Genomic DNA, 12,112 nt, shown 5'->3' with positions numbered 1-12,112 from the left:
TGCTCAGTTGGCGAAAACAATGGTCCGTTCGCCGTTGATGATGATGCGGTCCTCGAGGAAGAGATGGACCGCGCGCGAGAGGACCCGGCGCTCGATGTCGCGCCCCTTGCGGACCAGATCTTCCGGCGTGTCGCGGTGGCTGACTCGTTCGACGTCCTGTTCGATGATCGGACCCTCGTCAAGATCGCTCGTTGCGAAGTGCGCGGTTGCCCCGATGAGCTTCACGCCGCGCGCGTGCGCCTGATGATAGGGCCTGGCTCCCTTGAATCCCGGCAGAAAGCTGTGATGAATATTGATGCAGCGGCCATGGAGATGGCGCGCAAGATCGTCGGAGAGGATCTGCATGTAGCGCGCAAGGACGACGAGATCGGCTTTCGTCTCCTCGACGAGCGCCTTGATCTGCGCTTCTTGCTCCATCTTCGTTTCCTTCGTGACCGGAAGGTGATGGAACGGAATATCGCCCACCAAGCTGACGGTGAGCGCCGAGCGCGGATGGTTCGAGACAATCCCGACGATGTCCATGTCGAGCTCGCCGAGCCGATGGCGGTACAAGAGATCGCCGAGACAGTGATCGAATTTGGAGACGAACAGCAGGACCTGCTTGCGTTCGGCTTGGGACCGGAGCTTCCATTCCATTCCGAATTTCCGGGCGATCGCCTCGATTCCGCGCCGCGCCGCCTTCGCGCCCCCTTCTGAGAGAGTGACGCCGATCCTCATGAAGAAGCGTTCGCTCACGGTCTCGTCGACCTGCGCGGCCTCGACGATATTGCCGCCGTTTTCAAACAGGCAGCGCGAGACATCGGCCACGATTCCCGGCACGTCGCGACACGACAGGGTGAGGATGTATTGCGTATTCGATGCAGTTTCAGCGTGCATAAGCGGACGATTCCTCGCAGCCACGGGCGATCGATTCCAGCGGCACCGACGTAAGGTGAGCGGATGTTTGAAGAATGAGAGGTGGACCGAGAAAGTGTGGCTGAGAGGCCTGAGCCTCCCGGGGGCTACGCCTCTGATTTCACTCCCAAAGTCGCCTCTACGGGACGTTACAGAGGCACCATTGCGCAGAATGCCGCCATTGAAAATCCGGTATTATCCAATACAAGCTATCAGCATTATGGATATCAGACGGCTCGATCTGAACTTGCTTCTCCTGCTCGACGGGCTCTTCCGCGCCCAGAACCTGTCGGCGGTCTCTCGTCAGCTTGGAATGAGCCAGCCGATGGCCAGCGCTGGCCTGCGAAAGCTACGGGACTTCTTTGGCGATCCCTTATTTCTGTCGACAGGGCGCGGAATGCGGCCGACACCATTTGCGGAATCGATCGCCGAAGCGGTGCGAACCGTGCTCTCGACGGTCGACGAGCAGATACTGCGCAAGCCACGCTTCGTACCGGAAGAGAGTGACCGCGTATTCACGGTCACGACATCGGACATCGGCGTTCTGATCTTCATCCCACCGATCCTCCAACGCATACGCACGATGGCTCCCGGAGCGGGCCTGCGATGCGTACCGACGTCCCACGAACAGCTGGAGGACGCGCTCGAAAACGGCGAGATCGATCTGGCGATAGGCTACTTTCCGGACCTCGTCGGCCCGAATATCGTGACCGAAGACCTCTTCGATCACCCCTTCACCTGCATTGTTCGAAAGGACCATCCGACGATCGGTGACACCCTGTCGCTTGAGCAGTTTCTCACGGCGGACCATATCGTCGTGAACCAGCAGGGGCGCAGTCAGGAGATATTCGAAAGGCGGGTCCGGGAACTCAAGTTGCAGCGCCGGGTCGTCCTACACTTGCCGCATTTCATGAGCGTGCCGCAATTGATCGCGACGAGCGACATGATCTCCACCGTGCCGTTCTCGCTCGGGGCCTGGTACGCAGACGCGGGTCTCAAGCGTCTGCCGCCGCCGGTCTCCATACCTCTGATCCAATTGAAGCAGCACTGGCACCGCCGGATGGACAACGAACCCGCCGTCCGCTGGCTCCAATCGATCGTGGCCGAGGAGTTGCGTCACCGCGATCCCGCGCTGGCCATGTCGGCCGATTATGCCAAGTCCCGTGCCAAGGCCGCGGAGCCCGCTATCGCGGGGCGGTCAGTGTCCGAAGGGACGTCGCTGCGTCGGTGATCTAGGAACGCTATCGTGAATGACAGCCGATCCCTCAGTCTGGCCGTGCGCCGTTAGAGCGCGATGACTTTTCTTCGAATCGTCATCCCGCTCTAGCTCTTTGTTTGAGCATGATCTTTTTCGGAGAACCGGTGTCCACTTTCCGGATCATGCTCTAGATGAGGACAGCTCGACCGATGTCAGGTCTCGCATCTCGCGATCAAGACCGGACTGTGCGTAGTCTCAGTAGGCGCGCGCGAAGTCGCCCTCTTGCTTGATGTCGGTGAACACCGGAAACCGAGCCTTCCACGGGGTTCCCTTGGCCGTCGTCAGATCGTTGAGGCGCTCGAGCACGGCGAGGCCACGCTTTCAGCGCAGCCGTCACTGCCGAAAACGCCATGGCCTCGCGCACATCGAGGCCGACGCCGATCGCAAGCGCATAGGCGCCGTGAAAGACGTGGCCCGCGCCGGTGGTGTCGACGACGTCGGCGGCAAAGGCGGCCTGCCGATGCTGGCGGCCGCTCTCACGCCAGTCGCGGGCGGGAACAGCCGATCGATGACATGCCGAGCGCCACTCAAATTGGAATCTGGACCCGCCGCACCGGCGGAGGAAAGTAGATGTCAGTGGACCAGTTCAGATGCAGCCAACAAGAGCGCGCCAGACCCGTAGAGCTGGGTGTCCGCGATCTGAACGGCGTCCGGCCTGTCGCCAATCTGCTGCACGCGGCCGAGCCGGCCGTTGACCGTCGCCGATGCCAGAGCCCGCCAGCCTTGTTCAATCACTGGACTAAACCGCTTTGCGTCGAGAAGTCCCATCCGCACCCCCGCGGCCAGGCCGTAGGTCAGCAATCCAGTGCAACTGGATTCCGGGGTGCCGACCTCGGGCGGAGCGAGCAGCGACGTGGACCAGAAGCCATCCGGGCGCTGCAGGCTCGCTACGCGATCTGCGATCTCGACGAACAGGTTGACGTATTTCTCGCGTAGGGGGTCGCCGGGACGAAGCTCTCGTAGGATGTTGGCAAGCCCAGCGAGTACCCAGCCGTTACCTCGGCCCCAGAATATCTTTTCGCCATGCGCGCCAGTTTTCCCGATGAAGCGGCTGTCGCGGTAGAACAGGCGCTCCTGGCTATCGAACAGGAAGTCTTTCGTGGCCCAGAATTCCCTGTCGGCATAGTCACGGAAGCGCTGGTCCTTCCGGATGCGCGCAATGCCGAACCAGGTCGCCGGCCCCATGAAGATGGCGTCAGACCAGCACCATCGCTGCAGGCACTTTGCGTTGTCGAATTCGAGCGAGACCTGTGGCGGGTGCTGCAGGATGTATTCCAGCCGCTGCACGGTCGGCTCGATCATGCGTCGATCGCCGAAATGATCATAGGCGGCAATGTAGACCTGCCCGATGGCATGATCGTCCGCAAGGTAGATCGGGGGCGCCCAATCGCTGTTGCCGATCTGCCAACCGGTGCGCTCTCCAAGCTCTCGGATCACGTCGAAGTACTTCATCTGACCTGGTGTCGCGGCCCACCTTGCGAGACCGATATAGAAGGCGGCGCGTGTCCAATCTGTCTCAGCCGCCTGGGGTACTTCATGAAAGTGCGACATTTGCCAGCTCGCGACTTGCTGGGCCGTAGTGCGCACGGTTTCCGGCGCAACTGAAGCAGTGAGCAGGACGGCCATCAGTGCAACTGCCCTCATGCTCCCGCTCCTGACGTTCCTAACTACTGACTACCATCGGCCTATCGGCGGATCGTACCGCGGCGCGACGGCACAGCGCTATCGTAACAGTAACTTCGCTTTTAGCCCTTTGCAGCAGTGGGACGGCTTGCGAAAATCCGGTTTGCGCTACGAGACGCGCATGGCGACGACTGGTCGGCGCCGATTACTTTCGTCGGCGCCGTGTTCGCTTTAGGGGACCCAAGTTCGATTTGGTTAGCCGCTTCGCATTCGCTGCGACGCGCCGTCGATACCGACGAACTATGTCATCTTCCGAAGCTCCAGACATCAACCTTGTGCCGGCTTCGACGGCCGCATCGATCTTTTCGCTGATCATGCGTTCGGCTTCGCGCCGGGCCCCGCTGCCACCCAACATCAGCTTCACCAGCCGCAGCGCAATCACATGATTGGCCTCAACCGCCAGCATCGTCAAAGAATTGAACCTTCGCCGCCCCCTCAATCGCCGCATTACCAACTCCCCTACTGGACCATTGACCCACGGAGAACTCGCGCGACCTCCATTGGGCCCCGATGGCGGCGCCGCGGTCGCCACCCAGTATATGCTCCGTGCTTAAGAGAACAAACGTTCCCGTGCCCAACGCAGCCCGGAATGGGCACGAGATGGCCGCTGGCGCTCCTCCTTCCAAATGTCACCACATGACTGCCACGCGAAGAACAAAGCCCAACCGCGAATCCAGCGCAAAGATGGCGGAGGCTTGCAGCTTAGTTGATATTTGAGATCCGGAGCGATTCCAATGTTGAGTGCGGATGGGAATAAACCGGTCGGAAAATCCAGCCAGCGCAAGGGGAAGACAGGACAGCAGCGCAAGAAGGTCGAGCCGAGCAAGGAAGCCCGCGCACGACAAGTTCCCGAGCCGGCGCCTGTGGCGGTCCAACTGGAGGACGCCCGGGAACAAATCAGTGAACAAATCAATGAAGCTGAGCAGATCAGCGAGGAGGTCCAGTTCAACGAGCCGATCAGCGCACCGGTCGCGTCGATCGAAAGCGCTTCGGTTGAGGCTTCCGCGACTGATACGGTCCCCGCCCTCCCCACCGTAGCGGCCGAGCCCGTTGCCGTCAGCGTTGCAACGATCGCCGATGCCTACAGCGACTACACCAGGAAATCGCTGAATCAAACCTTGTCCTTCCTGGAGAAGCTCGCGGCCGTCCGCTCGCTCGACAAGGTTTTTGAGCTCCAGACGGATTTCGCGAAGCAGGCTTTCGAGACCTTCATCGCCGAGTCGCAGAAAATCAGCAAACTCCACGGCGAATTGGCCAGGCAGAGAGTCTTGGGCTTCGAAGGGTTCGTCGCCAGGATCACCCAAACCACACTGGAGCTGCGCGCTACGCGCCACTAACTGAGTTCTAATGGCTGATCATCCAGGGGCGCGCGGTCGGAAAGCCCTTGGCGCCGGTCTTGCTCTTGGTCACCAAGCGCGCCGGCTTCTTGCCGGAGCAGCAGCCGCAGCCGGGGCCGTGTGAGGCCTTGTACTGGTCGAGCGTCTTCGGCGCATGCGCGCTGCGCTCATTGGTGGCGTGGGCCTTGCGCTTATCGGAGCGCATGCAGAAGAAGCTCGGGGCGGTCAGGATGACGCGCGGCGATTCCGCTTCGCATTGCGGGCAGTCTTGCGGCAGGTCGCATTCGGACATCGGCCGCATGTCCTTGAACGGGCCGCACTCGTTGCAGAGATATTCGTAGACGGGCATTTTGTTTCCTTGCGCGGTCGGACTGACGTTGCGCGGCGGATGCGGGGGCGGCAAATACGCGTCGTCCCGCATCCATCGCGCAGGGAGCTACTTGTCCGGCGAGATCGGCATCTGGATGTCGCCCGTGATGTGCTTGATCGGGCCGGCCGAAGACGGCATCACGTCGAAATCGAAGATCTCCGTCGGCAGCCACAGCGTGGCACAGGCATTGGGCACATCGACCACGCCTGAGATGTGGCCCTGGCACGGCGCAGTGCCGAGGATCGAATAGGCCTGCGCGCCGGAGTAGCCGAACTTCTTCAGGTACTCGATCGCGTTGAGGCAGGCCTGGCGATAGGCGATGTGGACGTCGAGGTAATGCTGCTTGCCGGCTTCGTCGACCGAGATGCCTTCGAAGATCAGGAAGTCCTTGTAGTTCGGCGTGATCGGCGACGGCTTGAAGATCGGGTTCTTGATGCCGTACTTCGCGACGCCGTCCTTGATGATTTCGACCTTGATGTGTAGCCAGCCGGCCATCTCGATCGCGCCGCAGAAGGTGATCTCACCGTCTCCCTGGCTGAAGTGCAGGTCACCCATCGAGAGGCCGCCGCCGGGCACATAGACCGGGAAGTAAATCTTCGAGCCACGCGAGAGGTCCTTGATGTCGCAATTGCCGCCATGTTCGCGTGGCGGCACCGTGCGCGCGCCCTCCGCGCCAATCTTCTCCTTGACCTCGCCCTTGGCACGGCCGCCATGCGCGGTCGGACCAAACGGCGGATTGGCGAGTCCGGGCACGCGGGTCGGGTTGGTCGCGATCAGCTCGGCCTCGCGCGCGTTCCAGGTCGCGAGCATCTTCGGGTCCGGCAGGCAGCCGATCAGGCCGGGATGGATCAGGCCGGCGAAATTGACGCCGGGCACGTGGCGCGAGGAGGTGTAGAGACCCTTGATGTCCCAGATCGATTTCTGCGCCAGCGGGAAATGATCGGTGAGGAAGCCGCCGCCGTTCTGCTTGGAGAAGAAGCCGTTGAAGCCCCACAGGCTCTCCTTCAGCGGGCCGACGTCGAGCAGATCGACCACCAGGAGGTCGCCGGGCTCGGCGCCCTTGACGCCGATCGGACCGGAGAGGAAGTGCACGATCGAGAGATCGATGTCGCGCACGTCGTCGGCGGAATCGTTGTTCTTGATGAATCCGCCGGTCCAGTCATAGGTCTCGATGATGAAGTCGTCACCGGGATTGACCCACGCCACAATCGGGATGTCCGGGTGCCAGCGGTTATGCACCATGTCGTTGTCATAAGCCGATTTGGTGAGATCGACTTTGATGAGTGTCTCTGGCATTAAAAGCTCCCCTTCTTACTTGCCTTGGTTAAACGGACAGATATTTCGAGATCTGGGCGGCATCGACTGCATCGCGCGGATCGTCGCGGACGATTTCGCCGTTCTCGATCACCAGCACGCGGTCGGCGATGTCGAGGGCAAAGCTCAGCACCTGCTCGGAGACGACGATCGAGAGGCCACGCTCGTCGCGGATGCGCTTCAAGGTGCGCGCCATCTCCTTGATGATCGAGGGCTGGATGCCTTCGGTCGGCTCGTCCAGCAGCAGCACTTTCGGCTTGGTGGCGAGCGCGCGGGCGATCGCGAGCTGCTGCTGCTGACCGCCGGACAGATTGCCGCCGCGGCGGTTCTTCATCTCGAGCAGCACCGGGAACAGTTCGTAGATGTCGCCGGGCACCTCGGACTCGCCGTGCACGACGAGGCCGGTCTCGATGTTCTCCTTCACCGTCATGGTGGAGAAGATCATGCGGCCCTGCGGGACATAGGCAAGCCCCTTCGCCACCCGCTCATAGCTTTCGAGCTTGTTGAGCTCGGTGCCGTCCATGGTCACCGAACCGCTCTTGGCCGGCAGAATGCCCATCAGCGACTTCATCAGCGTGGTCTTGCCCATGCCGTTACGGCCCATGATCGCCACGATCTCGTTGGGCGCGACCGAGACGTTGAGGCCGTGCAGCACCTCGCTCTGGCCGTACGCAACGTGAAGATCGGAGATTGCCAGCATGATCGCCTCCTAGAGCCGGATGCTTTTCTTCACCTCTCCCGTAGGGAGAGGTCGGCGCGTAGCGCCGGGTGAGGGAATCAGGTCCCACGAGAGCGCGAGCCCCCTCACCCGGATCGCATCTTTCGATGCGATCCGACCTCTCCCCGCTGGGGAGAGGTCGACGGTGCGCGTGGCGGCGGCTATGCGAAACGTCATGCTCAATGTCCGAGATAGACTTCGATGACCTTCGGATCGTTCTTGACGTGCTCCATCGTTCCCTCGGACAGGATCTGTCCCTGGTGCAGCACGGTGACCTTGTGGGCGATGTCCTCGACGAACTTCATGTCGTGCTCGATGACGAGCACGGAGCGGCCCTTGATGATGCGGTTGAGCAGTTCGGCGGTCTTCGCACGCTCGGATACGCTCATGCCGGCGACAGGCTCGTCCAGCATCAGGAGGTCCGGATCCTGGATCAGCAGCATGCCGATCTCCAGCCATTGCTTCTGGCCGTGACTCAACTGGTCGGCGTAGGTGTCGAGGCGGTCCTTCAGGAAGATCATCTCGGCGACTTCCTCGACGCGCTGTTTCACGGTGGCGTCGCGCTGGAAGGTGAGCGAGCCGAAGACGGTGCGGCCGCGCGGGAAGGAGATTTCGAGGTTCTCGAACACGGTGAGGTCCTCGAACACCGACGGCGTCTGGAACTTGCGGCCGACGCCGGCCTGCACGATCTCGTTCTCGCGCAACTTCGTCAGCTCCTTGCCGCGAAACTGGATCGAGCCTGACGTGGCTTTGGTCTTGCCGCAAATCAGGTCGAGCACGGTGGTCTTGCCGGCGCCGTTGGGACCGATGATGACGCGGATCTCGTTGTCCTCGACATAGAAGGAGAGATCGTTGACTGCCTTGAAGCCGTCGAAGGAGACGGTGAGGCCGGAGACCGCGAGCAGGAAGTCCTTGGGCTGATGACCGATGAGCATGACCCCTCCTCACTCCGCCGGTGCGCCGTCGGCGACGGGGAAGCCGTTGCCGGGTTTTGATTTCCGCGAGGCCAGCAGGCGGTCGATATGCGGCTGGACATAGTCCTGCCAGATGCCTGAGAGCCCGTTCGGGAACGCCAGCACCACGGCGATGAACAACGCGCCCAGGCCAAACAGCCAGAGCTGCGGGAAGGATTCCGACAGGCTGGTCTTGGCAAAGTTCACCAGCAGCGAACCCCAGACCGCGCCGAAGATCGACATCCGGCCTCCGACGGCGGTGTAGATCACCATCTCGATCGATGGCACGATGCCGACGAAGGACGGCGACATGAAACCGACTTCGAGCGTGAACATCGCGCCGCCGATCGCGGCGAAGATCGCGGCGGCGCAGAAGGCAAAGATCTTGAAATTGGCGACGCTGTAGCCGGAGAAGCGGACGCGGTCCTCTTGCTCGCGCATCGCCACCAGGATGCGGCCAAGCTTCGTCAGGCGGATGAACTGTGCGGCTATGATGCAGGCGAACAGCAGCACGACCTCAATGAAGTAGAGGATGAACTTGGCATGGTCGGTGCGGATGTCCCAGCCGTGTAAGGTGCGCAGGTCGGTGATGCCGTTGATGCCGCCGGTGTAGCCCTGCTGTCCGACGATCAGGATGGTCATGATCGCGGCGATCGCCTGGGTGATGATCGCGAAATAGACGCCGCCGACGCGCCGCTTGAACATCGCCGCGCCGATGATGAAGGCAAAGATGCCGGGTACCAGCATGATCGCGATCAGCGTGATCGGGAAGCTGTGGAACGGCTTCCAGAAGAAGGGGAGCTGCGTGAGCTGATTCCAGTCCATGAAATCGGGAATGCCCGGTGTCGACTGGATCTTGGTGTTCTCAACGCTGGAGGCCTCGAGCTTCAGGTACATCGCCATGCAGTAGCCACCGAGGCCGAAGAACGCGCCCTGCCCCAGGCTCAAAATGCCGCCATAGCCCCAGCACAGCACGAGGCCAATTCCGACGAAGGCGTAAGTGAGATATTTGGCGACCAGGTTGAGACGGAAGATATCCAGCGACAGCGGCAGGATGACGAAGAGGAGTAGCGCGAGCGCGACGAAGCCGATCAGCTCGGAGCGATTGAAAAAGCGCGAGTTGATGATCATGACCAGAGCCTGCTTGTTCTTATTTGCGGACCTTGAGTGCAAACAGTCCCTGCGGCCGCATCATCAGGATCGCGACGATCGCCAACAGGGTGAGCACCTTCGCCATCGAGCCCGACAGGAAGAACTCCATGGTCGACTGCGCCTGCGAGATGGTGAAGGCGGACGCGATGGTGCCGACCAGCGAGGCCGCTCCGCCGAACACGACGACAAGGAAAGTGTCGACGATGTAGAGCTGGCCGGCGGTCGGTCCCGTGGAGCCGATCATGGTGAAGGCCGAGCCCGCGATGCCGGCGATGCCGCAGCCGAGGCCGAAAGTGTAGCGGTCGACCTTCTCGGTGTTGATGCCGACGGCGCCGGCCATCACGCGGTTCTGCACGACGGCGCGGACCTGACGGCCCCAACGCGACCAGAACAGCACATAGGCGACCACGATGGTGATCAGGACGGTCAGCCCCATCACGAACATGCCGTTAATCGGAATCTGGATCGCGTCGGTCGCCTGCCAGGAACCCATCATCCACTCCGGCAATTCGACGCCGACCTCGCGGGCGCCGAACACCGAGCGATAGGCCTGCTGCAGGATCAGGCTGAGGCCCCAGGTCGCAAGCAGCGTATCCAGCGGGCGCTTGTAGAGATGGCGTATCAGCGCCCATTCGACGAGCATGCCGAGCGCGCCGGAGGCGATGAACGCCAACGACATCGCGACGAAGAAATAGCCGGGAAACAGCGCGGGCAGATATTGCTGGAAGGCGCTCGACGTCATCCAGGTGACGTAGGCGCCGAGGATCATGAACTCGCCATGGGCCATGTTGATGACGCCCATCTGGCCGAAGATGATGGCGAGCCCCAGCGCCATCAGCACGTAGACCGAGAACAGGATCAGTCCGGCAAAGCCTTGCATCGCGAAGATGGCGCCGAGATCGCTGAGCGAATAGTCACCGAACATGATCCGTCCTCTGCATGGGTCAGGCCCGCGCCCGCGCGTGGCGCGTGCGTTGGCGATCGCGTGGGCCGACCGGCCCGCGCCGCTTGCGAGTTGGGAGAAGCGCTCAGCCGAGGCGCGTTCTCACTGGTAGCCCTTCGGGAACGGATCGGGCTCGACGAGATCGGCGGTCTCGTAGATCAGTTCGTACTGGCCGTCCGCCTTGGCGCGGCCGACGCGCGTCTTCGACCAGAGGTGATGGTTCTCGTGGATGCGGACATAGCCTTCCGGCGCGCCCTTGAACTCGACGCCGGGTGAAGCCGCCGCGACCTTGTCGATGTCGAAGCTGCCGGCCTTCTCCACCGTCAACTTCCACAACCACGGGCCGAGATAGGCGGCCTGGGTGACGTCACCGATCACGGTTTTCTCGCCCCACATCTTCTTGAAGGCAGAGACGAAGGCCTTGTTGTTGGGATTGTCGAGCGACTGGAAATACTTCATGCAGGCATAGGCGCCTGCGATGTTTTCACCGCCGATGCCGTCGATCTCGTCTTCGGTCACCGAGATCGTCAGCAGCGTCTGCTTGGAGAGGTCGATGCCGGCCGCCTTGAGCTGCTTGTAGAAGGCGACGTTGGAGCCGCCGACGATGATGGCGTAGATCACGTCGGGCTTTGTCAGCTTGATCTTGTTGATCACAGAATTGAATTGGGTGTGGCCGAGCGGGAAGTATTCCTCGCCGACCACCTTGGCGCCCTGCAAATGGCCCTCGATGTGCTTGCGCGCGATCTTGTTCGAGGTGCGCGGCCAGATGTAGTCGGAGCCGAGCAGATAGAACGTTTTTGCACCTTTGGTCTTGTTGACCCAGTCGAGGCCTGCGATGATCTGCTGGGTGGCTTCCTGGCCGGTGTAGATCACGTTCTTGGACTGCTCGAGGCCTTCATAGAAGGTCGGGTAGTAGAGCATGCCATTATACTGCTCGAACACCGGCAGCACCGCCTTGCGCGAGGCCGAGGTCCAGCAGCCCATCACGGCGGCGCATTTGTCGTTGACGAGGAGCTTCTTCGCCTTCTCGGCGAAGGTCGGCCAGTCGCTGGCGCCGTCCTCCTGGATGAACTTGATCTTGCGGCCGAGCACGCCCCCGGCGGCATTGATCTGCTCGATTGCCAGTTTTTCCGCTTCGACCGATCCGGTCTCCGAGATCGCCATGGTGCCGGTGACGGAGTGCAGGATGCCGACGGTCACTTCGCTATCGGTGACGGCAAGGCCAGTGGTATTGACCGCGGACGTTGCCGGAGCCTCTGCGAACGAGGCGCGCGGAAGCATCGAGATGGCTGGCAGCGCCGCCATTCCCATCAGTAGCTTGCGCCGAAGCGGCGACTTCAGGCCCGGTTTCTTTTCGTCTGACATGAGCACCCCAGTGGTTCGAGAACGCGCTTAATGGTCAGGCGAGGATTGCCCAGATTTGTGCAGCGCACTGATACGCAAGATTGCGTATACTGCACCGCAAAATAGCGACGTAGGTTCTGGTACGG

General features: G+C 61.6%; 11 protein-coding genes and 1 pseudogene. 2 read left to right on the top strand and 10 right to left on the bottom strand.

Features of this window, described 5'->3' with window-relative positions; genetic code table 11:
• Positions 1 to 3: 3 nt before the first annotated feature.
• Positions 4 to 876 (bottom strand): formyltetrahydrofolate deformylase, encoded by an 873-nt coding sequence (purU, locus tag ACZXDY_RS12890; RefSeq protein WP_130222353.1) that lies wholly within the window; start codon positions 874 to 876, stop codon positions 4 to 6.
• Between the two features lie 238 nt (positions 877 to 1,114).
• Here purU and ACZXDY_RS12885 point away from each other — a divergent pair, with 238 nt between their 5' ends.
• Positions 1,115 to 2,125 carry a LysR family transcriptional regulator gene (locus tag ACZXDY_RS12885; RefSeq protein WP_464345736.1) on the top strand — a complete coding sequence of 337 codons (1,011 nt, stop codon included), beginning with the start codon at positions 1,115 to 1,117 and terminating at the stop codon, positions 2,123 to 2,125.
• 406 nt (positions 2,126 to 2,531) lie between these two features.
• On the opposite strand, the pseudogene ACZXDY_RS12880 reads toward ACZXDY_RS12885, so the two are convergent.
• Both ACZXDY_RS12880 and ACZXDY_RS12875 read right to left on the bottom strand, forming a co-directional pair.
• Positions 2,532 to 2,729, bottom strand: a pseudogene (locus ACZXDY_RS12880) (hypothetical protein); the annotation flags it as partial.
• Positions 2,726 to 3,796: a glycoside hydrolase family 88/105 protein gene (locus tag ACZXDY_RS12875; RefSeq protein ID WP_464345735.1), complete on the bottom strand. Its 1,071-nt coding sequence runs from the start codon at positions 3,794 to 3,796 to the stop codon at positions 2,726 to 2,728. The gene ACZXDY_RS12875 and the pseudogene ACZXDY_RS12880, both read right to left, overlap by 4 nt.
• Positions 3,797 to 4,569: 773 nt before the next feature.
• Here ACZXDY_RS12875 and ACZXDY_RS12870 point away from each other — a divergent pair.
• The gene (locus tag ACZXDY_RS12870; RefSeq protein WP_464345734.1) at positions 4,570 to 5,172 is read left to right on the top strand and encodes a phasin family protein; all 603 of its coding nucleotides are present in this window, start codon (positions 4,570 to 4,572) and stop codon (positions 5,170 to 5,172) included.
• Positions 5,173 to 5,179: 7 nt separating this feature from the next.
• On the opposite strand, the gene ACZXDY_RS12865 is transcribed toward ACZXDY_RS12870, so the two are convergent.
• The 7 genes from ACZXDY_RS12865 to urtA form a co-directional block, all read right to left on the bottom strand.
• Positions 5,180 to 5,521 (bottom strand): FmdB family zinc ribbon protein, encoded by a 342-nt coding sequence (locus tag ACZXDY_RS12865; protein ID WP_464345733.1) that lies wholly within the window; start codon positions 5,519 to 5,521, stop codon positions 5,180 to 5,182.
• Between the two features lie 87 nt (positions 5,522 to 5,608).
• Positions 5,609 to 6,838: a formamidase gene (gene fmdA / locus ACZXDY_RS12860; RefSeq protein WP_028163086.1), complete on the bottom strand. Its 1,230-nt coding sequence runs from the start codon at positions 6,836 to 6,838 to the stop codon at positions 5,609 to 5,611.
• Between the two features lie 28 nt (positions 6,839 to 6,866).
• Positions 6,867 to 7,556: an urea ABC transporter ATP-binding subunit UrtE gene (gene urtE / locus ACZXDY_RS12855; RefSeq protein WP_464345732.1), complete on the bottom strand. Its 690-nt coding sequence runs from the start codon at positions 7,554 to 7,556 to the stop codon at positions 6,867 to 6,869.
• Between the two features lie 197 nt (positions 7,557 to 7,753).
• Complete coding sequence (urtD, locus tag ACZXDY_RS12850) at positions 7,754 to 8,509, bottom strand: urea ABC transporter ATP-binding protein UrtD (protein ID WP_028163084.1); 756 nt, start codon at positions 8,507 to 8,509, stop codon at positions 7,754 to 7,756.
• A gap of 9 nt (positions 8,510 to 8,518) precedes the next feature.
• Positions 8,519 to 9,658, bottom strand: coding sequence for an urea ABC transporter permease subunit UrtC (urtC, locus tag ACZXDY_RS12845; protein ID WP_464345731.1), 1,140 nt, complete (start codon positions 9,656 to 9,658; stop codon positions 8,519 to 8,521).
• A 19-nt stretch (positions 9,659 to 9,677) separates the two neighbouring features.
• Positions 9,678 to 10,604, bottom strand: coding sequence for an urea ABC transporter permease subunit UrtB (urtB, locus tag ACZXDY_RS12840; protein ID WP_464345730.1), 927 nt, complete (start codon positions 10,602 to 10,604; stop codon positions 9,678 to 9,680).
• A gap of 120 nt (positions 10,605 to 10,724) precedes the next feature.
• On the bottom strand, positions 10,725 to 11,987 hold the full coding sequence (urtA, locus tag ACZXDY_RS12835; protein ID WP_028163081.1) for an urea ABC transporter substrate-binding protein: 1,263 nt from the start codon (positions 11,985 to 11,987) through the stop codon (positions 10,725 to 10,727).
• Between the last annotated feature and the right edge of the window lie 125 nt (positions 11,988 to 12,112).

Source organism: Bradyrhizobium sp. LeoB3 (genome assembly GCF_055456055.1).
Note: the sequence above shows the minus strand (reverse complement) of the source record. Positions and strands in the feature narration are given on the sequence as shown.